The 22,791-nt window shown below is 60.9% G+C and carries 19 protein-coding genes and 1 pseudogene; 5 read left to right on the top strand and 15 right to left on the bottom strand.

Annotation, left to right across the window (positions count from 1 at the left end):
- Window positions 1-217 precede the first annotated feature (217 nt).
- From ACUCCZ_RS11075 to ACUCCZ_RS11050, 6 genes are all read right to left on the bottom strand, one after another.
- Window positions 218-886, bottom strand: coding sequence for an L-ribulose-5-phosphate 4-epimerase (locus ACUCCZ_RS11075; protein ID WP_435917624.1), 669 nt, complete (start codon window positions 884-886; stop codon window positions 218-220).
- Window positions 887-960: 74 nt separating this feature from the next.
- The gene (locus tag ACUCCZ_RS11070) at window positions 961-1,539 is read right to left on the bottom strand and encodes a glycerol-3-phosphate responsive antiterminator (RefSeq protein WP_435917625.1); all 579 of its coding nucleotides are present in this window, start codon (window positions 1,537-1,539) and stop codon (window positions 961-963) included.
- 63 nt (window positions 1,540-1,602) lie between these two features.
- Window positions 1,603-2,253 (bottom strand): class II aldolase/adducin family protein, encoded by a 651-nt coding sequence (locus ACUCCZ_RS11065; RefSeq protein WP_435917626.1) that lies wholly within the window; start codon window positions 2,251-2,253, stop codon window positions 1,603-1,605.
- A gap of 14 nt (window positions 2,254-2,267) precedes the next feature.
- Entirely contained in the window at window positions 2,268-3,314 is a 1,047-nt protein-coding gene (locus tag ACUCCZ_RS11060; protein WP_435917627.1) for an NAD(P)-dependent oxidoreductase, read from the bottom strand.
- A complete protein-coding gene (locus ACUCCZ_RS11055; protein ID WP_435917628.1) occupies window positions 3,304-4,830 on the bottom strand; it encodes an FGGY family carbohydrate kinase in 1,527 nt (508 codons plus the stop codon). Before ACUCCZ_RS11055 ends, ACUCCZ_RS11060 begins: the two co-directional genes overlap by 11 nt.
- A 233-nt stretch (window positions 4,831-5,063) precedes the next feature.
- Window positions 5,064-5,879, bottom strand: a complete 816-nt coding sequence (locus ACUCCZ_RS11050) for a DeoR/GlpR family DNA-binding transcription regulator (protein WP_435917629.1) — start codon at window positions 5,877-5,879, stop codon at window positions 5,064-5,066.
- 327 nt (window positions 5,880-6,206) lie between these two features.
- Between ACUCCZ_RS11050 and ACUCCZ_RS11045 the strand changes: the two genes are divergently transcribed.
- Together ACUCCZ_RS11045 and ACUCCZ_RS11040 are read left to right on the top strand one after the other, a co-directional pair.
- Window positions 6,207-9,587: a hypothetical protein gene (locus ACUCCZ_RS11045; protein ID WP_435917630.1), complete on the top strand. Its 3,381-nt coding sequence runs from the start codon at window positions 6,207-6,209 to the stop codon at window positions 9,585-9,587.
- A gap of 249 nt (window positions 9,588-9,836) precedes the next feature.
- Window positions 9,837-10,445, top strand: a pseudogene (locus ACUCCZ_RS11040) ((2Fe-2S)-binding protein); the annotation flags it as partial.
- Here ACUCCZ_RS11040 and ACUCCZ_RS11035 read toward each other — a convergent pair.
- Entirely contained in the window at window positions 10,373-11,053 is a 681-nt protein-coding gene (locus tag ACUCCZ_RS11035; RefSeq protein WP_435917631.1) for a hypothetical protein, read from the bottom strand. The pseudogene ACUCCZ_RS11040 and the gene ACUCCZ_RS11035 overlap by 73 nt on opposite strands.
- A gap of 199 nt (window positions 11,054-11,252) precedes the next feature.
- Between ACUCCZ_RS11035 and ACUCCZ_RS11030 the strand changes: the two genes are divergently transcribed.
- The 3 genes from ACUCCZ_RS11030 (at window position 11,253) to ACUCCZ_RS11020 (ending at window position 13,967) form a co-directional block, all read left to right on the top strand.
- Window positions 11,253-12,599 carry an aminotransferase-like domain-containing protein gene (locus ACUCCZ_RS11030; RefSeq protein WP_435917711.1) on the top strand — a complete coding sequence of 449 codons (1,347 nt, stop codon included), beginning with the start codon at window positions 11,253-11,255 and terminating at the stop codon, window positions 12,597-12,599.
- Window positions 12,600-12,841: 242 nt separating this feature from the next.
- Window positions 12,842-13,789 carry a D-alanine--D-alanine ligase family protein gene (locus tag ACUCCZ_RS11025; RefSeq protein ID WP_435917633.1) on the top strand — a complete coding sequence of 316 codons (948 nt, stop codon included), beginning with the start codon at window positions 12,842-12,844 and terminating at the stop codon, window positions 13,787-13,789.
- Window positions 13,782-13,967, top strand: a complete 186-nt coding sequence (locus tag ACUCCZ_RS11020; RefSeq protein WP_435917634.1) for a hypothetical protein — start codon at window positions 13,782-13,784, stop codon at window positions 13,965-13,967. Before ACUCCZ_RS11025 ends, ACUCCZ_RS11020 begins: the two co-directional genes overlap by 8 nt.
- Window positions 13,968-14,282: 315 nt before the next feature.
- Here ACUCCZ_RS11020 and ACUCCZ_RS11015 read toward each other — a convergent pair whose 3' ends face one another.
- From ACUCCZ_RS11015 to rnpA, 8 genes are all read right to left on the bottom strand, one after another.
- Complete coding sequence (locus ACUCCZ_RS11015; protein ID WP_435917635.1) at window positions 14,283-15,212, bottom strand: ParB/RepB/Spo0J family partition protein; 930 nt, start codon at window positions 15,210-15,212, stop codon at window positions 14,283-14,285.
- Window positions 15,209-16,201, bottom strand: a complete 993-nt coding sequence (locus ACUCCZ_RS11010) for a ParA family protein (protein ID WP_435917636.1) — start codon at window positions 16,199-16,201, stop codon at window positions 15,209-15,211. The genes ACUCCZ_RS11015 and ACUCCZ_RS11010 overlap by 4 nt, the downstream gene beginning before the upstream one ends.
- Window positions 16,202-17,670: 1,469 nt before the next feature.
- A complete protein-coding gene (gene rsmG / locus ACUCCZ_RS11005; RefSeq protein ID WP_435917637.1) occupies window positions 17,671-18,309 on the bottom strand; it encodes a 16S rRNA (guanine(527)-N(7))-methyltransferase RsmG in 639 nt (212 codons plus the stop codon).
- A 1,129-nt stretch (window positions 18,310-19,438) separates the two neighbouring features.
- Complete coding sequence (locus ACUCCZ_RS11000) at window positions 19,439-19,816, bottom strand: hypothetical protein (protein WP_435917638.1); 378 nt, start codon at window positions 19,814-19,816, stop codon at window positions 19,439-19,441.
- A gap of 293 nt (window positions 19,817-20,109) precedes the next feature.
- Complete coding sequence (locus ACUCCZ_RS10995; protein ID WP_435917639.1) at window positions 20,110-20,715, bottom strand: Jag family protein; 606 nt, start codon at window positions 20,713-20,715, stop codon at window positions 20,110-20,112.
- 75 nt (window positions 20,716-20,790) lie between these two features.
- Window positions 20,791-21,870 carry a membrane protein insertase YidC gene (gene yidC, locus ACUCCZ_RS10990; protein ID WP_435917640.1) on the bottom strand — a complete coding sequence of 360 codons (1,080 nt, stop codon included), beginning with the start codon at window positions 21,868-21,870 and terminating at the stop codon, window positions 20,791-20,793.
- Window positions 21,870-22,343, bottom strand: coding sequence for a membrane protein insertion efficiency factor YidD (yidD, locus tag ACUCCZ_RS10985; RefSeq protein WP_435917641.1), 474 nt, complete (start codon window positions 22,341-22,343; stop codon window positions 21,870-21,872). The genes yidC and yidD overlap by 1 nt, the downstream gene beginning before the upstream one ends.
- Entirely contained in the window at window positions 22,340-22,786 is a 447-nt protein-coding gene (gene rnpA / locus ACUCCZ_RS10980; protein WP_435917642.1) for a ribonuclease P protein component, read from the bottom strand. The genes yidD and rnpA overlap by 4 nt, the downstream gene beginning before the upstream one ends.
- Window positions 22,787-22,791: the final 5 nt, after the last annotated feature.

The following is a 22,791-nucleotide window of genomic DNA, read 5'->3' as shown; positions in this document are numbered from 1 at the left end:
CGTTGGGGAGTCTCACTCGCAAATGCGAGAAGCAACAACTCATGGTGTTGATATTAACACCATTCATGTGAAAAGGAAGGGTTCAGCGTGTGGATTTCGCCACAGTTGGGTACCGCGCTCGGGCGCAGGCCCCAGCCGCGCGATGTCAAGACGTCACATGCCCCTGCTACCAGGTCTGGCTCGAGGGATGGCAGGGGCATTGCGAGAACGCATCGGGTCAGAGCGTCACACCTGACGATGCCTCCGCGGTTCCGTACCGATTGGTGTATCGGTCATGGTTCGCATCGATCTCGGACTGTGGCAACGACGAGATCTCCCCGATGAGCTTCGCGTAGGTCACCGTCCGGGCGACATCCTCCACCATGACGGCAGCCTTGACGGCCTTCTCCATCGACGTGCCCACCGTGAAGACACCGTGCTTCTTCAGCAGGACTGCAGGGCACTGATCAACGAACCTCATGATCTGCTCACCAATCTGCTCACTACCGATCTGGGCATAGTCACCGCACGGCACCGGCCCACCGAACTCATCGGCAATGGCTGTCAAGCAACACGGGATGTCCTGGCCGGTCGCGGCCCACGCCGTCGCGAAGGTCGAGTGAGTGTGAATGATGCTGCGAATGTCAGCACGCCGGCGGTACACGTACAGGTGCGACGCCGTGTCGGACGAGGGTCCGTGCACCCCTTCGACGACCTTGCCATCAAGATCGACGACGACCATGTCGTCGGGCGTCATCCCTTCATACGACATGCCAGATGGCTTGATGACCACCAACCCGGTCTCAGGATCACGGGCTGACAAATTCCCCGATGTCCATGTCACAAGGCCGTGGCGTGGGAGCTCGAGGTTACCATCGCAGACCTCGGCCTTGAGATGCTCCAACATGACTGTTCTCCTTCTCTGGACAGGTTGTGCGCCCTGTGTCGGCCGATGACGACAGGTGATCCGACACGCTGTGCTCAGCAGGCATCTTCCCTCAGTGACGTTCTCGACCACAGTGGAGGGTAGGACGTCGTCACCCCGTCGAACCCGACGCGAAACAGATCCTCGACAAGCTGCGACGCCCGGACAAAACCACCCGCAAGCAATGTGCGATCAGGACCGGTGGCCCGGATGTGTTCAATGACGGACCTTGCCATTGGCCCCGGCAGGATCTCCACGGCATCGACGTGAATGTTTCCCAGCGTGCGTACCGCGCTCCGCAGCGCAATTGAGTCAAGCAGGAACACTCTGAATACTGTCTGTAGGTGCTGGCGGCGAGCTGCCTCGATGACCCTGGCATTGGTACTGATGATCGTCTCAACTCCGCAATGGTCCTTCAGGAACGCCAGCCCCGCTGCGTTTGGGTGCAAGCCTGATGTCATATCAGCGTGAACAATCGCGTGCTTACCGGCTCCCAGCACGTGTTTCGCCAGTTCTGGGAGCTCGTCAAGAGCCACATCAGTCAGCAGGACATTCGGCGAGGGAGCCGCAAGGGCAGCCTGCAACGTCTGGCTCGTGGCAGATGGTATAACCATGCCGCGTCCGAGCTTCGGCATCTGCGTTCTCCTTCTGTTCCGGACGTTTCAGGGGCTGAGGCAGAGCAACGTCATTCGGGATTCTCAGCCTTCATCGACAGCTTTCGGCTTGTAACCGGCAATCCCCTGCGTGGCATCGGCGATGTGCTCGTCATCAAGTACCTTGATGGGACGACCAGTGGACATCGCGCGGAGGTGTACCTCACAAATGTACTCGAGGTAGGGAAGCAGGCAGAGAGCCTTGTCAACCGTCGGCCCCGTCGTGATCGCACCGTGGTTGGCCATCAGAGCTGCGCACCGTCCCTCGAGCGCCTTCGTGACGTTACGTGCCAGCTCATCGGTTCCGAACTCGGCGTACGGTGCAACTCGGACGGTACCGCCAAACATTCCGGAGTAGTAGTGGGACCACGGAATCTCGTCGACGACGAGGCCCAGAGCTGTTGATGCCGGGGCATGGTTGTGCGTGATCGCCCCTGCGTCGCTGGCTCGGTAAACACTCAGGTGCAACGGAAGCTCAGAAGAGGGCTTGTACTTCGCCTCGATGGCCTTGCCCTCCATGTCATGGACACCGATGTCAGCCGCAGTCAGGTTCTCGTAAGGCACCGCAGACGGTGACACGACCACCATGTCGTCGACGCGAATCGACACATTTCCTGCAGTTCCCACGACCAGACCCTGGGCTTGCATCGTTCGGCATGTGTCCACGACAGCCTGTCGTTGTTGTTCCAAGAGCATGATGTTCTCCTAACTCACTCAATGACGTCGGGGTTGGCAAGATATGTGGGAGTGTGTCCCTGCACCAGAGCGGCGACGTCGTCAGCTGCAATACGCGCCGCAAGTTCTGCGGCCTGCTTGGATGCTCCGGCGATGTGCGGGGTGAGGACCACACGCGGGGTGTGCAGCAGCCTGGAATCCGGCGGCAACGGTTCGTGGGGTAGACAGTCAAAGGCGGCAGCGTGAAGATGGCCACTGTCGATGGCATCACACACTGCGTCGTAGTCGACGAGCGAACCGCGAGCACAATTGACGAGCACGGAACCCTCAGGCATTTCCGCAAGCTGCCCAGCCGCAATCATGTGATGGTTGCTCTCGTTGGCGCGGGCATGAAGCGTGAGGATGCGACTCACCTTGAGCATCTCGTCGAAATCCTCGCAGACCGTGATGCCATCTGGCATCGCGTCGGGATCGACCCAGGGATCGAACACCCGCACCGTGGCTCCCATGGCTGCCATGACCCTGGCAACCCGCGAACCGACCGCACCATAGCCGACGACTCCTACGTCATTTCCGCTGATCTCCATGCCCACACGGTCGTACCGGTATGCGTCGCCCTCCCAGGTGCCTGAGGTCAGGGTGACGTGGTGAGCAGGGATCTGCCTCACCGCGGCCATGATCATGGCCACGGTGTGTTCCGCGGTTGCCGTCGCATTGCGACCCGGTGCGTAGGTCACCAGGACCCCATGACGGGTGGCCGACTCGATGTTGACGTTGACCGGACCACCCCGGGTGATGGTCACCTGTTTGAGTTCAGGGCAGGCGTCGAACACCTCGTCAGTGAATGGATAGGTGTGGCTGACGCACACGTCGATCCCTTGAAGCGCCTGAATGAGTTCACCCACGTCACCGGCTGCCTCGTGCACTTCGTCGACGTCACCCATTGGCGTGATGGGCCACTGCGATGACAGCTCAGTGATCTCGGCATCGGGAACAGCCTTGCGCAAGGCGTCTTCAAGCACCTCGACGGTCTCGAACTGATCTCCTGCCACAAGGACCTTCACCGGACACTCAACGCTCATTGTCAGCCTCCTTGATCTGTCGAAGGGCTCTCATCTGGGGCCACACCGGCCTGATGGCATTACGGGATTCGGAATACACATCCGCGACGGCCTGGTAAATCTCACCGCGCTCCGGATGCGGGTCGAAGGTCTCGAAGGAACATGCCATGGCTGCAGAGGCGTCCCCGATCGTCTCGTAACGGCCGGCCGCGACCAGGGCAAGAACAGCTGCTCCGCGAGCTCCGGCCTCCGGCGCGCTCTGTCGCACCACACACTTGCCCGTAATGTCAGCGAGAATCTCGCAGACCAGGTCGGACCTGAACCCACCGCCGGACACGACGAGATCGCCACTCATCGCCAAGTGTGAGACGCAGTCGGCCAGGGACAATGCAACGCCCTCATAGACGCTGCGCAACACGTCCTCGGGGGTCGTGGTGAGCGACATCCCCATCCACGATGCGCTGGCGTTGGTGTCGACGAAGGGCGCGCGCTCGCCCCCAGGGGAGGCATAGGGCAGGTACACGACGCCATTCGCCCCAGGGGTGGACCGGCGAGCGCGGGCCTCGATGCTCTGCCAGCTCTCATCGGCCAACCCCAGGGTCCGTCGGATCCAGTCAAGGTTTGGCGTGCCCGTCATGGGCGCCATGAATTCCAGCACCTGGGTGCCACGACCGGTCGCCACCAGCATGGACTCCTTGGACCTACGGTCCTCGATGGACGGCAGCAGGGTCCCGACGAATCCAGTGGTTCCCAGAATCAGCCAGCCATCCCCGTCATGAGCCGCGCCCAGACCAACGCCAGTGACAGCGATGTCGAGCATGCCCACTCCGACCGGAGTACCGACCGGAAGCCCTACCTCATGGGATGCCTCTTCCGTGAGATAACCCCCGATGTCCTCGCAACGTCGAATGTCCGGAAGAAGGTCAAGTAATTCCGATTGCCCCAAGTCCTCCGCCAATCCGCGCGAGAATCCCTGAGCAGTCGTCGCATCCAAATATGATCGGGAGGCCTCGGTGTAATCCGTGAGACGATTCCCCGTGAGTTTGAATCGTATCCAGTCCTTGCAGTTGAGATGAGTCGCTGCACGGCGGACACGAGATCCATCAGTCTCCAACAGCTCCTCCATGAGGACGGGGAAGAGCCCGCCGAAGATCTTCGTCCCTGTCACGTCAAAGACCCGGGACGCTCGGCCATCGTCATTCCACTGCTCGACTCGTTCGCTGGCCCGACCGTCCAGCCACGTTGCCGCAGGCCGGACAGGAGTCCCATCCTCGTCTATCAGCCACGCTCCGTCGCCCTGACCGGTCAGACCGACCGCCACGACGTCGTCCTCTGGGCCCAAGGCATCCGCGACACCGTGGATACAGGTTGCGACAGCCTCCCAGATCTGATTCATGTCCTGCTCAGCCTCGCCATGATCGCCGTACCTGACTGGGACCGATTCATGACGGGTCGAGACGACGTCGCCCGAAAGACTGAATGCGACCGCCTTGACTGCGGTCGTTCCCCCATCGACACCAATGACGATTTCAGCCATGGCCACTTCCTCGTGAGTGTGTTTGCTGGTCCTTGTCGCCGGAATACATCCGATCGACATCTGTGACCACGTGGTTTCTCGGCTCGGCGTCCACGCGGACGCACTCCACCGATCACCCTTCGCAAACCCAAAACCAAGGCGAGAGGGTTGCCCGCCATCAGCGGGTGTCACCCCATCGTGTCACCCCATACGTTCCAGATCAAGGGGATTGGAGAACAATGCCCCGCCAGTAGTCACGACTTCTTCGTAGGACTTTCTGCCACCATGAGGTGAACCCCGAGATCGCGCAGCTGGTCAAGAATCCCGTGCGGGGTGTGGGCGTCGACGACGACGTGATCAAACTCTGTCAGATCGGCAAATTTGAACAGCGCGCGTCGCCCGAACTTGGTGTGGTCGAGCAGCAGGACCCGTTTCTCGGCGGACTCGAGCATGGCCCGCTTGACCTCAACGACCTCCTGGTACGGGTGATAACAGCCGGCGTCGAAAATCCCTGAGGCGGACAGGACGCACAGATCCGCGTGCATGGAACGGATCATCCGAACCGCCGCGGGGCCCATCAACGACTTTGCCCACGACTGGTACTCGCCACCTGAGACGACGAGCTTGTCCGAACCATTGGCAATGACCTCGTCGGCCACCAAGAGGGAATTGGTGACAACCGTCAGTGGCGAATGGTCTCCGAGGGAGCGCAGCAGCCACACTCCCGACGTCGAGTCGTCAAGCATGATCGAGCATCCTGGGCCAATGAGATCACCAGCAAGGTCGGCCACCGCCTGCTTGTCCGTCGAACTCTGCTCCAGTCGAAATGTGGCGTCCGCCTCGTGCAAACCGTTGGCCACCGCAACGACCCGGCCACGGTGGCGCTGCAGCACTCCACTGGCTTCGAGGATCGCAAGGTCGCGATAAACCGTCATGGCAGACACGCCGGTGGCCTCAACGAGATCCTCGACGGTGACCGACCCCGCTCGAACGACCGCCTCTGCAATCGCAAGCTGACGCGCCCGCGGCCCGTCCTGACCCTTGGGAGCCGTGGTCCCACTGCCGGCCATCACTCATCGCCTCCCAACACGTCCAATTCGCAAGAATTCTATCGACAAGATGGTCGCACGCTGTTGACAAGAGCAGAGATCGGCGGTTGACCACGAGTGATGCCAGAACCCGGCACCATTGTCCGCCGCCACCCCACACATCACGAAGGTTGCTGAGTTCAGCGTGGTGACGGCGTGCCAAGCTCGATGGCCTCGTCGATGGTGAGCCTGGGCAGCCGCTGGGGTGGGAGTGAAGGACGACTGCCCTTACGCCCACCCCCGCTCAGGCCCATTGCCCTTCTGACCATTCTTCATGGAAAGCTCACGAACTCAGGGGACAATGGATCCATGGCCACCCAAGCTCACACCGACTCCGTGAACCTCAGATTGGCGCTCAACGGCCTGCCACTGCCGACAGCCGCGCGCGCCTCCGACATCGACGTCGTCGCCCCAGTACTTGCTCGTCAACGGGAGCTCAGGCGAGAGGTCCCCGAGCTCCTCTGCCCGGCTGACCGACGCATCCAAGCATTCATCGACCGTTACCTCGGTGAGGACTCTCCCGTCCATCCCCACCTGCCCGAAACCACCCTGACTCTCGATGAGCCCGGTCTGGCCCGAGCCCTTTCCCTCCCCGTCGATGGTGACGAGTTCACCTCCGACCTGGTCGCGAGTTACCGGGTTGCCAACGGCGTGCTGCACAACCCGCGCAATGACCGCCGCACCACGGCCGGCGTCTTCCACGTCGCAGAGGGCGGGCTGGCAATCCCCGACGACAAGAAGGCCGTTCCGATCGAGGTCGTCGCTCGCCTCCTCGACCTCGCCTTCCAGGCCCCACCGGAACACACCCTGCTCCCCTACACCTCCACCCAGCCCGTGGAGCGTCAGGCTCACACCTGGGTGTCCCTGCTGCTCCGCCCGCTCGTGGTTCCCGAGATTCCCGACTTCGTCTCCGAGCGTCGGATGGAGATCCGCTTCTTCGCCCCCGGTGGTCTGGTCTCCAACCTCGATTTCGTCGAGGGGATCTTCGGCAATGCCGGCGATCCGCTGCTGCCGGGCAACGACTCCGCCCTCGCCCCCGCTGGATGGACCGGCCACAGCGGCAGTGTCATCCTGGCCCCGCACCTCAACCTCGTCCGCAAGGTCGACGTCGGTCTGCCTCACATCGACCAGGCCACCGACCGGCAGCGTCGCGACGGAATGTGCTGGTCCGATGAGTCCGAGCTCTACAACGAGGGCAAGCCGTTCAAGCTGTGCGCCCGTGACGAGTCCGGAGTCATCCTCACCATTGTCGCCGACAACTACTTCGGCTACTGCAAGAAGGAGGTCAAGACCCAGATCTCCTACTCCGCGAACCTCTTCGGACTGGCCGAGGAGGAGCACTCCGGCGGTGCCCGCGCCTACCGTTCCCACAACCAGGGCCAGGAGTACGCCACCCCGAGCTGCCAGCAGACGGTCGCCGACGTCGTCGCGGACAACCCGGATGACTTCGAGATGCTCGACAAGGGCCATGCGAAGGTCCTCGGCATCGACAACGTCCTGCTGGTGCCCGGCGGGACTAAGTTCAGCCTGCGGGATGGCACCGTTTCCTGGGATGACGGTGCACAGTCCATCCCGATGCGGGCCGACACCGAGTACCTCTCCCCTGACGGCTACCGCATGACGATGATCCACAACGAGGCCGACGACCAGTGGTACCTCAAGGGCACCTACGGTGAGTCGACGACCCTGCACAAGTGCTGCACCGTCTCCGGTGGAGGCAAGTCGGAGATCTCCAAGGCGATCTCGGACACCTTCCTGCAGGGCAACGCCTACGTCCCGGACTTCGAGGCCGACATGGATGCCGTCGAGGACATCCTGCATCGCGACTTCTCGACCCGATTCGCCGATCCCGAGCTCAACGGCAAGGATCACCGTCCGATCCTGTCGGCGGAGCGTTCTGTCGGGTCGGTCATCAAGCTGCTGACTCCGTCCTCGGACTTCACCGATTGGTACAACGACTGGATCAACTCCATTCCGTCGTTCCGCAAGGAGCTCGTCTTCACCATCAAGCGCTACTACAAGCCGGAATGGGGTGACGACTGGCGCTCCCACTTCACCGTCGCGCCGACGAATGGTCGGCACGGCAACATGGTGCGACTCGACGGGCAGAAGATCCTAGTGAGCATGGCTCGCGTCGGTTTCCAGCCCGACGGTTCCTGGCGTCTGTTCACCCTGCGCCACGACTACGCCCCGGCCATCAAGGTGCAGACGGAGGACGACATGACGGCCTCCATCGTCACCTCCCCCGGCATGGTCACCGGTCCGGAGGGCCTGTCGCGCAAGGTCGTCGCCAACTGTGAGGCTCTCCTCTTCCAGCGTCCTGACGACGCCATTCACCGTGGCTATGACACCCAGACCGAGCGCGACATGAGTGAGCGTGGCCTGTTCATCTCGAATTATCAGCCGCTGACTCGCGAGGACGTCACGGCGATGCGCGACGATGTGGTCGCGTTCTCGAAGTTCACCAAGCCGATGCGCACCTTCCTGTCGAATTTCGCCGACTCCGATCCTTCCGAGGCGCCGAAGTACGTCGTCTCCAGTGCGGACCCGCGTCTCATCGACGGGGTGCGGTCGCGTAACCCGCGTTACCTGCAGGTTCGTCCCGACATCGCGAAGCCGCGCGAGACGGCCATCGCGAACCTGGCCAGCCACTTGTACTACGACCGTCGGGTCAACGAGCCGCTGCCGCTCCCGGTCGACGTCGTGGCCGCTGGACGCCGCAACAACCCGCCGGAGGACAAGATTCCGGCTCTGTGCGCCTACAACCCGCTGCACTACATGGAGCTGCCGGAGCTGTTCATGGAGTTCATCTCCTCCATGACCGGCAAGAGCCCCTCGACGACGGGTGCCGGTTCGGAGGGGGCGCTGACGAAAGCTCCGTTCAATGCCCTGCCGGCGGTCTTCGACCTCAACTCCTCCTTCCTGTCCTTCGTGCTGTCGGGTTACGACGGCTGGCTGTCCTCGGCCGGGTTCATCGGACCCAACGTCGAGGTGGCCCACGACATCTCCCTGCTCGTTCCGGAAATCTTCTCCCGGATGTCGCCGGAGGAGAGGGATGCCAAGACCCTCATCGAGGGCGGGTACCTGGAGAAGATGGAGGACTTCGAGAAGGACGGGGAGGTCATTCTTGCTTCCCGTCTGGGCTACCGCATGACCGAGAAGTTCATGCGCGCCTACTTCGGCCGCATTTTCCTGCACCCCGACACGGTCTTCACCCCGGAGATGCTGCGTCCGGAGCTGCAGGATGCCGAGATCTTCGCTGATTCGGTGCGGACGATCTCGATGACTCACGCCCGGGTGGCCAAGGCCTACTTCGACGACGGGACGATCTCACTGGCCGTGCCACCGATTCGGGCCCTGCTCGAGGTCATGGCCAACGGGACCTGTTCGGAGGGCTGGACCCTGGACGATCCCGAGTTGCGAGAAATGTTCACCCACGAGTCCGTGCTGGCCTCTGACTGGTATGCCGAGCGCCTCGACGCCAAGCAGGCCGAGGACGTCCGGCGCTCCGAGAAGGGCATTGCACAACTCGAGGAGTTCATGGCTGACCCGCGCAACGCCGCTGCCTGCGAGGAGATCGACGTCCAGGCTCGCCTGAACCACGTCCGCAGGTTCCACGACCGGGCCGTCAGCGTGGAATATCGCCAGCAGTTGGTGGGAACTCTCGGCCGACAGGTCAACTTCCGCTGAGATTGACGGCTCCAGGTGATGTCACCGGGAGCCGATTTCTCTCCCCGGGGTCATTCACAACCACCCTCTGCCCTCTTGGTGACAAAAATCCCCGCCTCAGCAGGGCCCGACGCAGACGAGTGCATCAGCCCTGTCCGGGGCGGGGGTTTTCGCACCTGAGACCCACTGCTGCCCAAAAACAGGCCCGTGACTACCAAATGGCCCCTCACTGCGAAGAACCAGCCCTTTCCCGGCACTCTCCTCGTCACCCCGGAGGTCATGGGACGTCGCATCAACCACACCCATGAGGCCCTGCTGGCCCAGCGTCACGAGGGAAAGGCCGGTCACGGTCACGACGTCGCGGCAGCCTCAGGCCCGGTTGCCCGTCGAGTCGCCTTGTCCGCCACCCAATTGGGGATTGTCGCCAGGCTCGTCGTATCCGTGGTCGCGGCTCGCACGCTCGGCCATGACGTCGATTTCCCCCGATTGGAGGATCTCTGGTTCCAGGATGTGCTTGCAGCCCCCGTTCCGATCTCGGTGTCCTGGAAACCTGGACCAGCCAACATCACCGACTCGGCGGTGAGACGAATCACCGATGCCTTCATCGACGCCGGGCTGAGCAAAGCTGTCGCTCTCGACAACCTGGCCTCAGCGGTGAGCACGTCGGTCGTCATGATTTCCCGCTGCCGTCCCGATCTACGGCAGGCGGCCATCAATGCTGCAACCGAATTGTTGGTCATGGTCGACCCTCGCCCTGATGTCACTGCCGGTCCAAGGTTTCAGCGACGCAGTTGCTGCCTCTACTATCAGGTGAGCGGCTCGCGAATCGCCTGCTGCAAGGACTGCGTCCTGGTCTCAACGGTCGCCGTCGGTTCATGATCCTGGCGCGCTGAACCCGTCGGCCATCGCAACCGTCCGACGTCCGCCGGGGCGAGCCCGTTACCGCGCAGCCACCCGAACCAGCGTTCCGCCCAGCTCTCCTCAGCCTTGACTGACCTGCGCAGATCCAGCCTCATCCGTCGAACGGGCCCCGCGCACATGGGGTCGGTCTCCTGAAATCCCCACGACTCCAACCAGGTCACCGGCGCGAGCCGTCGATCACCACACGGTCCGACGACACCACCGGCTTCGATGACCGGAACTGACCCGTACAGGCGTGCTGCCAGGAAAGAGGTACGCACTCGTCCCCAAGAAACGTCATTTCGATGGGGCAGGAAGCCCACCAGAACCGCTCCCCCCGGTGTACGGGGAATTTTCGAAATCGGGTGTTCGAGGGGAAGACAGGATTCGGGGGCCACCAGAATGATCCCGTCGAACTCGTCCCCGTGCCGACTTGCGACCCCGAGGAATCCCCAGGCTCGGCACGCGGCGTCAGCCCAGTCAGGAAAGGGCGAATCGGCGTCGATCCCCCAGGGACGAAGATTTCCGGACCTACCAAGGGATGCGACATCCTCCCTTTCCAGGGTCGTCAGGTGTCTGACTCGCACGATGCCTCCTCCAATGAGCCCCATGCATGGCCGGTGGCGATGAACACTACCGACAGGGCCTTTTGTCACGTCGCGGTGGGTGACATAGACCACATCCGTATGAGTGTCATTCTAGATTTCCGAAGCATTGGTGGGGCACAGTGAGGGGGTGAGCAGCACAGACCACATCATCAGGCAGCCCGCCCCTTCGACCGATGACGTGCGCATCAATGCCGCCACTGCCGCTCCCAAGGCCGCTGGGGCCACCGCAACCCGTCGCGTCGACACCACCTTCGACAAGTTCCATGATCGCTACTCCGTCCGCACCCTCGGTCTCAAGACCTCTCCGGTTCGAGCCCTCTTCGCGGTGGCGAATCGGCCCGAGGTTGTCTCTCTGGCCGGTGGCATGCCGAACATCGCCGACCTACCCCTCGACGTCGTCGGCGAATCGTTGAAGGAACTCGTCGACACCCGCGGCGCTATCGTCATGCAGTACGGATCAGGCCAGGGCGAGCCGGAAATCCGCGAGCACATCTGTGAGGTCATGGCCGTCGAAGGTCTCGTCGCTGACCCCGACGATGTCACCGTCACCTGCGGGTCCCAGCAGGGACTCGACCTCGTGACTCGAGTCTTCTGCGATCCGGGCGACGTCATCATGGCGGAATCGCCGTCCTACGTCGGGGCTCTCAACACCTTCGCCTCCTACCAAGCTGAGGTCATCCACGTTGACATGGACGACGACGGCCTGGTGCCGGAGTCGCTGCGCGAGAAGGTTACGGACGCCCGTCGCAAGGGCAAGTCGGTCAAGTTCCTCTACACGATTCCCAACCACTCGAATCCGTCGGGAATCTCCCAGTCTGCCGACAGGCGACGTGGGGTCCTGGCCGTGGCGGACGAGCTCAACCTGCTCGTGGTCGAGGACAATCCGTACGGTCTGCTCAATCTTGACGGGGATCCCTTGCCGACCCTGAAATCGATGGATCCCGAGAACGTCGTCTACCTGGGATCATTCTCCAAGACCTTTGCGCCGGGGTTCCGCGTCGGCTGGGTGCTCGCCCCGTCCTTCGTGCGCGACAAGCTGGTCCTCGCCCAGGAGTCGGCAACCTTGTGCCCGCCGGTCTTCTCTCAGTTCGCCATCTCCAGCTACCTGACACATTGGGACTGGCGCGGGCAGATCCGCAGCTTCATCGACATGTATCGCGTCCGTCGCGACACCATGCTGACCTGTCTGGCCGAGCACATGCCTGAAGGGACGACGTGGACTCGTCCATCTGGTGGGTTCTTCGTCTGGTTGACGATGCCGGGAGCGCTTGACTCAGCGGCAATGCTCCCCCGGGCCGTCACCAAGCTCATCACCTACACTCCCGGAACGGCTTTTTACTCCGACGGACGAGGACAGCGAAATATTCGACTGTCGTTCTGTTACCCGACGCCTGAGCGGATCAAGGTCGGCGTCGAGAGACTTGCCGGTGTGATGCGCGAGGAGCTCGAGATCGCCGAGACCTTCGAATTGGCTGACGGCCAACGTTATACTCGCGATCTTGGCCCAGGACCGAACCTCACCTAATCCCCCTACGGGCGCGAAGTCTGTGAGAACCTTGCCCGTGGGCGCGACGCCACGTCTGGCTGACTGGGCAATGATTCATGGGCCGCGAGAGTGACGTGGTCGTCGACCAGAAAACAACGATTTGTCGATTTATCTGTGAATCGATGTATGTGAGCCGCGTCTGTTTAGGGCTGTGTGCCCTGTCTGGCTGACATGGGGGGTCGGTATCCCTGTCCTCGTCTCGACGCTGGTTGAATGGTTCCATGTTGCAGACAGTCGTCGTCCTTGCAGGGGGACTCAGCCACCAGCGCGACATTTCCTTGAAGTCAGGTCGCACCGTTGCACAGGCGTTGCGCCGAGTCGGGCATGAGGTCGTCGAGGCCGACGTCGACTCCTCCCTCATTGAGACCCTGCGTGCCAACGATGGAGCTGTTGTCTTCCCCCTTTTGCATGGCGGCCTGGGAGAGAATGGTGCCCTTCTTGATGTGCTCACGCTCATGGGTGTTCCCTATGTGGGGTCGGGACCGGCGACCTGCCGCATTTCCTTCGACAAGTCCATCACGTCACGAACTGTTGCTGCCGCGGGTGTCACCACACCGCAGCAGGTTGCTCTTCCCCACGGCATCTTCCGAGAGCTCGGAGCTCGGAGCGTCATCCAGTCCATCGCGGAACGGTTCGGACTCCCAGTCGTCGTGAAACCAGCTTGCGGCGGCTCGAGCTTGGGAGTCACGAAGGTTGACGATGCCGTAGATCTCCCCCAAGCCATTGCCAACGCATATTCCTACGATGACATGGCAGTCGTCGAGGAATTCATCACTGGCACGGAGCTGGCAATCGGCATGATCACGACCTCTCAAGGGACGCAGGTGCTGCCTGCTGTGGAAATCCGCCCGGTCGGCGGGTTTTATGACTACTCGACGATGTATACCGGTGGCGAGGCTCGTCTGACCGCTCCCGCCGACATCAGCGATGACGCGGCAGAAGCTGCGACCGAGATGGCCAGGATCGTTCAACGTGAACTCGACTTCTCAGGTATTTCACGAGTGGACGCCATCGTGGACGAGTCGGGTCGTCCAGTCTTCCTGGAAGCCGGAGCTGTTCCAGGCATGACGGCAACATCCCTTGTCCCTGTGGCCATGGAAGCTGCTGGTTTGGATCTTGGCGAGGTGTGTTCGGAGCTCGTTGACGATGTCGCTCATAGCCATGGCTGAGATCGACCAGATTTCACGGACCGTCCTTACCACTCGCATCGGGCAGGCACCCATCATGCTGGTCGGCATTCTCTTGGCCGGGGTTGATCAGGTATGCAAGGGTAAGAGAGTGCCCATTCCACCCAGCGCACGGTCACCTTGGCAGAAGGTGCTGACGACGGTCATCACGACTCCGTGATCTCGACCGTTGTACTCCTGACTTCGACTGGAAGTGTTGGTTGGCCGGCCTCAGTACTCTGTTTCACGTGCAACACGGCGACGACGTGACCGGCGAGACTCTTGGCTGGCCCTTTACAGGCGCGCCAAAAAACGTGCGTGGCACTGGCAGGGATGCCACTGACGTTCGCACTGACCGGTCACAGCGGTGTCGACGATTGATCACCCACGCCCGACTACCCGATGACATTGACGACCGAGCCTGCGTATGTCACCATCCATACACGCTTCTCCAGCACCTGAAGCCACCGCCGGCACGGCTGTCGCAGATACCGTGTCACTGTGACAATTTATCGATAAGTCGTTCTAACTCTTCATTGCTATTGAAGGCCATGGTGACCGTGCCCCGACCGTTGCGCCGCTTCACCTTCACCGCGGTCTGGAAACGTTGGGACAGCTCATCCCCCCACTTCACGGCCTCGGCGTCCCTATGCGGCTTCTTGCGCTGATGGGGCTTGACCTCCGTCGTGTCATCCAGGGTCTGCCGAACGAGTTCCTCCGTCGCTCGCACTGACAGACCCTCATCCACAATACGATCGGCAATCCTGTTCTGGAGCTCCGAATCGTCCAACGACAACAGTGGACGAGCGTGTCCGGCAGTGATGTCACCCTCGAGGAGATGCTTTTGAACACCTGCGCTGAGCTTCAACAGTCGTATCGTATTGGCAATCTGCGACCGAGACCGCCGAATACGTTCCGACAATTCATCCTGGGTGCAACCAAAATCGCTGAGCATCTGCTCGTACGCGGCGGCCTCTTCCAATGGATTAAGTTGGACACGATGGAGATTCTCGAGAAGGGCATCTCGCAGCATGTCCTCGCTCGCCGTCGTTCGCACGATCGCAGGAATCGTCGCTAGACCAGCTTTCCGGGCTGCACGCCACCGTCGCTCGCCCATGACGAGTTCGTACCCATCGTCAACTGGCGTGACGATCACAGGCTGCAAGACGCCCACCGTCTTGATCGACTCAGCCAGCTCCGTCAGCTCATCATCGTCGAAGACCTTGCGTGGCTGTTTGCTATTCGGCCGGACTTTGTCGACCTCAATGAGCCTGAATCGTGAACCTTGGATGCCATCTTCCGCAGATGCATCCGCGGAGTCGCCGTCCGTGTCAAGGATCTCCTCATCATCGTCATCGAGATCAGTCCTCTGGAAGAACTCGCCGAAACCACGGCCCAAACCGCTGTGCTTTGCTGGCATCGTCACTTCTCCTTCGCATCGGAGGTATCAACTGGCGAGTCACCGCCATGCTCGCTGGAATATGGGGCAGGTGCGTGCCGTTTGGCGAACTCCGCGGTCGCCTCTCGGTACGCGACGGCGCCGGCAGAGTTTGGCTCGTATGTGAGGACACTCCGACCGTAGCTAGGTGCTTCTGAAACCCGAACAGACCTCGGAATCCGTGTCTTCATCGTCTCACGTGCGAAATGGGTGCGTACTTCCTCATCCACCTGTGTGGACAGCCTGGTCCTGCCGTCAAACATCGTCATGAGAATCGAACCCAGGCGGAGATCCTTGTTCATCGCACGACGGACGGCGTCAATAGTTCTCATGAGCTGAGTGACACCTTCAAGGGCGTAATACTCACACTGGATGGGCACAAAGACTTCATCAGCGGCGACAAGCGCATTAAGGGTCAGCAAGCCAAGAGACGGCGGGCAGTCAAGAATGACATAGTCGACGTCGTGAGTCTTGAGGTACTTGCGCAGCGCCTTCCGAAGGCGACGCTCTCGTCCCTTCACATCGACAAGTTGAAGCTCTGCTCCGGAAAGATCAATCGTCGCAGGTACGACTTCGAGTCCGGGCGCCTCCGGGCTCTCCATGGTGACGAGGGCAATGTCCTCCTCATCAATGAGGACCTCGTACGTTCCAGGTGTCCCTGCCTCATGCTCAACTCCAAGGGCCGTCGATGCGTTACCCTGAGGGTCGGTATCGATGATGAGCACTTTTAGCCCGCTCATGGCCAGGGCGACGGCAATGTTGATCGCTGTGGTTGTCTTACCCACTCCGCCCTTCTGATTGGCCACAGCGATCGTCGTGGCTCTGGTGGGACGGGGGAGTGTCAATGGTACAGCAGACGCCCTCGAATCGTCGACGCGATCGGCCGCTGGATCCGGTGCCTCAGGCACCTCGGGCCCATCAAAGGCCGCCCGCTTAGGTGCTCCGTCATAGATGGGGACCTCGTCGATCATGCGCATCCTTTCAGTTGCGAGCGAGAGTGATGTTTCACGTGAGACACCGTCGTCTGGTCACTCTACCGGGCACCTCCCGCAGACTTAGAGACATCTCTTCGCCTGTGGATAACTACACACCCCAACCACGAGATCCTGTGGATAACCTCATAGCGCAGGTGGATAACGGTGACTTAGATAATTGAACTGAGAACATGCCGACTCAAGATTCTCTTCGGCCTCTTCCGCCACGAACCCCCAGGCCAGGAATTGTCTCGACTCATGTTGGCTGAAGACTACATCAATTCACGAGTCCCCAAGACAGACTGCCCCTGTGTGATCCGGGTCGTGGAAATGCATCGCGTTCCGGCCTCAAGAACCATCCCGTTATACCAAGTCTTTCGGTCGAACTTCCATGATGCGTGCCTCACACCTAGAGTCACTCGAGATCACCCACCGGGTCCAGGATCCCAGTCGCACCGTGGTCTATGTCGCATGATCACTTTCCCCTGGTTGGTCAAGAACTCGCCCAGTAGCAATCTTCCGTCGAGCCCGGTTGACACTTGAATTGTCCGATGAACCTGCCTTTCCAACTGTTGACTCAGTCGATCCGACCGGCCCGCCACGTGACCAGATCACCCCTCATGCGCCGCCTTGGAGAACTACCTCCAGTGCCTCATACCGCCACGCGGTCGACAGTAACCTTTCTGACTACATAAGTCCTCAGAAAGTTTCGCTTCCTCCTTCGACTCGGTGTTGGTGTTGCCCCTCAACGCTGCACCAATACAGTTGGCAGCCACGTGGGGGTCACCTGTGGGCAACATCACCAACGATCTTTGTTGCGCAGTACAGAGTCATGCACGCACCAACGGAGGACTTTACGTTACTGGCCATGTTGATGGGGACGGCACCAGGGGTTACTCCAAGTCGACCAGTACGAGGTGGTCGGCACGATTCGCCAGCGTCATGTCGATCGGTACCGTGAGATCACCAACAACGCATGTGGAGTCGTGTTTCACGTGAAACAGGACCGGTCCATCTCAGTCGGGTCGCGGTCGAACTGTCTGATCGCTCGGCGATGCAACCAGGATCGCACTGCACCGACCAAGCTCGGTCACTTCAACTTTCGGCCATACACGCTACAAATCCCAACGACGCTCGCTGCGCCAATCACTCCGTGGCGTCAGTTTCTTCCGCGCACGGAGCATGGCTGTGAACCCAGGTCTTGCCCTCGCCCCCACAGACCATTATGTCAACCACACCGCACGACGGTGCCACTCTGGCAATGGGCCACCCCACCACTGAGGCACCCCACCACACCGCCTCGTGAACCAACTGGCATCCTGACCTCAACGAAGGACGCCCAACCTCGACCCAGCTCTCATAGCAGATCTCCCGCTATCGAGGTTACGAATCCAACCTAGTCAGACAGCGATCACGCAGACTTTCGTCGGGGATCTCGACTTTGAATCTCGCTATTGGACAATCACACCGTTTCAGGCAGATTCAGATCGACGGACACGCACTGCGCGCGTCACTTCCGACGATCTATCAGCGCGAACGAGAAGTACCTCCGCAGAAAGATGACGCTTGGAAAGTTCCTTCTTCGCTTTGGCCACTTCTTCATCGGCAGACTGCCCTTTCAATGCCAGAAGACAACCAGTCCGTCCGAACAAATCAGCCGTCCACGCAATAAGGGTGACCAGCTTCGCAACCGCTCGGGACACGACAACGTCGACCGAAATGCCTGCGTCTTCGGCACGGTCCCGCACAACCGTCACCCGATCGCTCAGCTCAAGTTCATCAACGGCGTCAGTCAAGAAGTTGTAGCGTCGCAGCATCGGCTCAACGAGGGTCATCTCCAGGTCTGGTCGCAAAACCGCTAGTGGAATGCCAGGCAAGCCTGCGCCACTTCCCACGTCGGCAACGTGAGATCCTTGCGGAATCAGGCTTTCCAGCGCCGCACTGTTGAGGACATGGCGCTCCCACAACCTGTCGACCTCACGGGGTCCAATCAATCCCCACTCAACTCCGCGATTAGACAATATATCGACATATCGTTTAATTGTCTCATATCTGGCGCCGTAAAGCCGCTCGGCTATCGCATCGTCTGTCACCTGGGTCATGGCAGACATCCTGCCATGCCTGCATACAGTGAGCATGATCGCTCTCTTCCAGCACTTCGATACCACGGTGGCAAGTTCCAGCGTCCTCGCGATCCGCCGACACCACTCGTTCCGCCCACCCCCGACAGAGCTCATCGCGACTCTCAGGTCGCCTCGAGGGTATCAGCCACATCACGTTCCCCCGAGGACCCTGGGTTTCTCGACCTTCCCATCGTCGCGATTCCATCACACCGCGAGCTCCTTGTTCCACGGACGCGGGCCCAGCCACCGGTAGTACCGGGCATCCCCATTAGACCCAACCAAGCCCATGATCACCTCCACAAGCCTCAAGGCGGTACCATGACCACGTGTCGACACTGGTTGCCCCACACCGGGGGAGTAGTCACCGACGCCCTTGAACTGTCCTCCCGTGAAGGCCGACCATCTCAGGGTCTGCCCCAGTTGTGCCAACAAGTGTGGCGCGCTGCCTCAACACAGACTCGTCGCGGTGAGGCCGCGGCTCACGCGAGGACTGGACGTCCTAGCTCGTAAGACCCACCCAGTGAGGCCCATCCAATTCGTCACCCATACTTCTACTCAAATTCAAGATACCACTGGTATTCAATAACTTGTGCACGACAGAATTTCAGCCATATGTTTCAGTCACCCATTGAGTGGCGCTTCGAACATTCGGCTCCAGCATGACTCAGTGATGCCCGAATTGTAGAGTCCTCAGGACTCAAGTTGTGAACACATCGTCCTCTGATTTATACGATCGGCACACCATGGAGCTCGGTTTCGTACGGTCAGCCGGCGGACGGACCATCGCATCTTCACGTATCGCTTCTGGTATCCCATCGACAAGACCGGCAATATCCAGGCATCGGCTACCAACGACACCCTTCAAGAACTCGAACGTGTCGCGTGGGACAGACTCCAGCTATATAGCTGTTTATCGATAAATATCCTATCCGCGCTGGGTCGGTGATCCATGTGCCCGAGCGAGACCTGCAAGTTCCGACCTCTCCCCCAGCCAGACGTCCATGACCAAACAGCACGCAGGATTTTGGCACCGCGGCCATCCATACAGCTCGGCGGTCCCCACAGGTTGGCGATGACAGCAGGAGAGTGGCGCCACCACCGACTCACCCTCAGCACGTCAGGGCGGCTCGCACAAAGGTTCTACAACCGGGGCCCTGCAGGTCACCTCAGCAGCTGGTTCAAGCCCTCGAAGCTCGTCCTCGGTCTTGAGGGTCCCGTCCTCGTGGCGCAACGCAAGCTGGACGTTGAACTGTGGCTTTCCGGCGGCAAGTCCGTGGCCACTCTGAGTCCCCTGTTTGAGTACCGACGTCACGCGCTGGCCTTCAGGGGCCGTGACGTCCAGTTCCACCTCGGTTAGCGAGATGCCGTTGTGATTGGTGATGGCGTCCCTGATCGTCTTGGTACCCCAGATACGGTGCTCGGCAATGTCGTTGCGGTACTCGTTGAGGACCGGTCCTCCTGGAAAATAGGCCAGGTAACAAGGTGAGTTCGTCACCGTCGTAAGACCCGATCCATTCACCTCGCTACTGCCCCTTCACCTGCACCCGAGCCGGGGTTTGCAAAAAGAACGTGACCTTCGTGCCGCAATGAACTCGAGCATCGTAGGGACGGGAATGAGGCGAACGGAATTGTCTTCTGACCACAACGTCGGAATAATCCCTTCATCAAAGATGACAGCCATGTCTGTCGGCTTGACCTGCTCACTTCGGGCACGACTCATGCACAAAAAGGGACCCGGCGGGTGTCACACCCGCCGGGTCCCACGCTCATGACTCGACTGAGTATGGGTCACTGTTCCTGCGTGATGACCACGTGACGCTTGGGCTCAACACCCTCGGACTCGCTGACGAGTCCCGCGGCCGCAACCGCGTCGTGCACGATCTTGCGCTCAAAGGGGTTCATGGGAGCCAGATGGGCTGGCTCACCGGTCTCCTTGACCGACTGAATTGCCTCGGTTGCCAGGACCACTAGCTCCTTGCGACGCGACTCCCGGTATCCGGCGACATCAAGCATGAGGCGGGAGCGATGCCCGACCTCAGTCATGACGGCCAGGCGGGACAACTCCTGCAGGGCCTCCAGGACCTTGCCGTCCTTGCCGACGAGGATCTGGGAATCCGTGACGATGGAGATGTGGGCTCGCCCGCTCTCCACATAGGTGTCGATGTCACCATCCAGGTCGGCGATGTCGAGGAGCTCCTCGAGATAGTCAGCGGCGACGTCACCCTCCTCATCGAGGGGGTCACCAGACTCCTCGCCGCCCTCCTCATCGTCGTCGACGTCATCCTCCGACTCGAGGTCGACGTCGTCGTCCTCAATATCCTCGACATCAAGACTGCCGCGATCCTCAACTTGATCGACGTCGAGCTCCTCAATACGCTCGCTGCTCTCGCTCATCGTTGTTCGTTACCTCTCAAGATCAACCAGTCATGCTGGTCCGTGGAATGGTTCGTGGCGGACCGGGGCCCGACCTCACTTCTTGCGTTGGGCTCGCGTCTGCTTGGCAGGCTGTTGACGACGGACGACCTGACGACCACCACTGACGTCCTTGCGCACCGTCTGACGGGTGACACCCTGACGAGCAACCATCGGTTTCTCGCCATCCTCGGCGGTTGCCACCGCAGTGGGGGCGACGACCTTGCGGCGACGCTTCTCGCGACGGGCACGCTCGATCTCGTCAGGGTCCTTGCCCTTGGCAATCATGCGTTCACGCCAGTCGATGTAGGCCGGGGTGTTCGGCGTCGGGTTGTTACGAATGAGGATCTCCTGCTGACCGAGGGTCCATAGGTTCGAGGTGCACCAGTAGAGCATGACGCCGATCGGGAAGCTCACACCGGAGAACAGGTACATCGCAGGGAAGAGGTAGATCATCATCTTCTGCTGCTGTGCCATCGGGCCGGTCAGGGACTCCGGCGGCATGTTCTTGCGCATCAGCTGAAGCTGGGTGTAGAACAACGTCGCCACCATGATGATGATGAGGACCAGGGCGACGATCTGGGTGCCACCGAAGCCGTTGTTCATCGGCAGGAAGCGGCCGGCCAGCTCAGCGCCGAAGAACTTGGCATGTTGCAGGGACTCCATGAGTCCCGGGTTCTCGGTGAAGAAGTGACCGCGGGCGATACCGCGGGAGGCACCGTCGAGCACGCGGAACAGGGCCAGGAAGATTGGCATCTGCAGCAACACGGGAAGACAGGACGCCGCCGGGTTGACCCCTTCCTCGCGGTAAAGGTTCATCATTTCCTGACCGGCACGTTCCCGGTCATCGCCGTACTTCTCCTGAATGGCCTTCATCTTCGGCTGAATCAGCTGCATCGATCGCGCAGAGTTGATCTGCTTGACGAACAGCGGCACCAACAGCAGACGGATGAAGATCGTCAGACAGACGATGGCCAACGTCCACGACACGCCAGAGTCGCGACCGAACAGCGGCGACCACAGGTAGTGGAAGAGGACAAGTAGGCCGGACACCGCCCAGTACAGCGGCACCATGATGGCGTGACCCATCGCATGTAGGGCGCCGCCCAGGCCAAGTATGACCATCGGGTTGAGCATCAGTTCTCACCTCGGGTGTGGGAAGGGGTACCCATGTGGGTACTCCCCGGATCGGTGTGTCCGGGGATGGTTCGTGGGGCCGATCCGTGATCCCTCGGGTCATCACCCGTCAGGTCATCGGTCGATTTCTTTGTGGAGCGCGCCAGCTCGGGGTGCAGGTCACACCATTGTCTCGCCTCGCGGGTGCCCGGCACAGGGTCGTACCCACCGTTGGACCATGGATTGCATCGCAGGATCCGCCAGATGATCATCGGCGTCGCCCGGAACACTCCGTGCACCTGCAGGGCTCGCAGACCATAGGAGGAACAGCTCGGTTCGTACTTGCAGACATCACCGTAGAGTGGCGAGATCAAGGCCCGCCAGCCTTTGACGAAGCCAATGGCCAGCCATGTGAAGGGGCGAAAACGTCGCGGCGTGCCCCACAGACCACTGCTGTGAGCCGGACGCCGTGCCGGTACCGTTGCAGTCATCATCGAAGTTTCCGCAATGCTTGGTGCCATGCCCCGTCGAGATCCTTGGCAACCCGATCAGGTTGGGTTGCGGCAGCTGGCAGGGCTCGCACGACGACGACGGTGCCATCCTCGAGTTCGTCAACGAAGGGACGACACAGGTGCCGCAGACGACGCTTCACCCGATTGCGGGTGACGGCATTGCCGACGGCTTTGGAGACGACAAAACCGACCCGTGGCGCGAGCTCGGGTCGGGAAGTTGTCGGTCCGTCGGACGCTGGTGGCCCACCGGTACCACAGTTGTCCACAACAGCTGTGGACAACTCGGTGATATCGGTCGGTTCAGGCTGACCGTATGCACATCGTCCAGCGTGGACGACGAGAGTGGGACGGCCTGATCTAACGCCCTCGCGAACCGCGGCGCGGAAGTCACCAGGACGGTGCATCCGCAACCGGGCGGGCAGCATGGAGA

The sequence above is a fragment of the Cutibacterium nasicola genome (genome assembly GCF_052654715.2).
This window is presented reverse-complemented; position numbering and strand designations above follow the sequence as displayed.

What these genes read in the sequence shown, in the direction of transcription:
- ACUCCZ_RS11075 (WP_435917624.1), bottom strand. Translation starts at nt 886, where the DNA reads ATGTTGGAGCATCTCAAGGCCGAGGTCTGCGATGGTAACCTCGAGCTC.
- ACUCCZ_RS11070 (WP_435917625.1), bottom strand. Translation starts at nt 1,539, where the DNA reads ATGCCGAAGCTCGGACGCGGCATGGTTATACCATCTGCCACGAGCCAG.
- ACUCCZ_RS11065 (WP_435917626.1), bottom strand. Translation starts at nt 2,253, where the DNA reads ATGCTCTTGGAACAACAACGACAGGCTGTCGTGGACACATGCCGAACG.
- ACUCCZ_RS11060 (WP_435917627.1), bottom strand. Translation starts at nt 3,314, where the DNA reads ATGAGCGTTGAGTGTCCGGTGAAGGTCCTTGTGGCAGGAGATCAGTTC.
- ACUCCZ_RS11055 (WP_435917628.1), bottom strand. Translation starts at nt 4,830, where the DNA reads ATGGCTGAAATCGTCATTGGTGTCGATGGGGGAACGACCGCAGTCAAG.
- ACUCCZ_RS11050 (WP_435917629.1), bottom strand. Translation starts at nt 5,879, where the DNA reads ATGGCCGGCAGTGGGACCACGGCTCCCAAGGGTCAGGACGGGCCGCGG.
- ACUCCZ_RS11045 (WP_435917630.1), top strand. Translation starts at nt 6,207, where the DNA reads ATGGCCACCCAAGCTCACACCGACTCCGTGAACCTCAGATTGGCGCTC.
- ACUCCZ_RS11025 (WP_435917633.1), top strand. Translation starts at nt 12,842, where the DNA reads ATGTTGCAGACAGTCGTCGTCCTTGCAGGGGGACTCAGCCACCAGCGC.
- ACUCCZ_RS11020 (WP_435917634.1), top strand. Translation starts at nt 13,782, where the DNA reads ATGGCTGAGATCGACCAGATTTCACGGACCGTCCTTACCACTCGCATC.
- ACUCCZ_RS11010 (WP_435917636.1), bottom strand. Translation starts at nt 16,201, where the DNA reads ATGCGCATGATCGACGAGGTCCCCATCTATGACGGAGCACCTAAGCGG.
- rsmG (WP_435917637.1), bottom strand. Translation starts at nt 18,309, where the DNA reads ATGTCTGCCATGACCCAGGTGACAGACGATGCGATAGCCGAGCGGCTT.
- ACUCCZ_RS10995 (WP_435917639.1), bottom strand. Translation starts at nt 20,715, where the DNA reads ATGAGCGAGAGCAGCGAGCGTATTGAGGAGCTCGACGTCGATCAAGTT.
- yidC (WP_435917640.1), bottom strand. Translation starts at nt 21,870, where the DNA reads ATGCTCAACCCGATGGTCATACTTGGCCTGGGCGGCGCCCTACATGCG.
- yidD (WP_435917641.1), bottom strand. Translation starts at nt 22,343, where the DNA reads ATGATGACTGCAACGGTACCGGCACGGCGTCCGGCTCACAGCAGTGGT.
- rnpA (WP_435917642.1), bottom strand. Translation starts at nt 22,786, where the DNA reads ATGCTGCCCGCCCGGTTGCGGATGCACCGTCCTGGTGACTTCCGCGCC.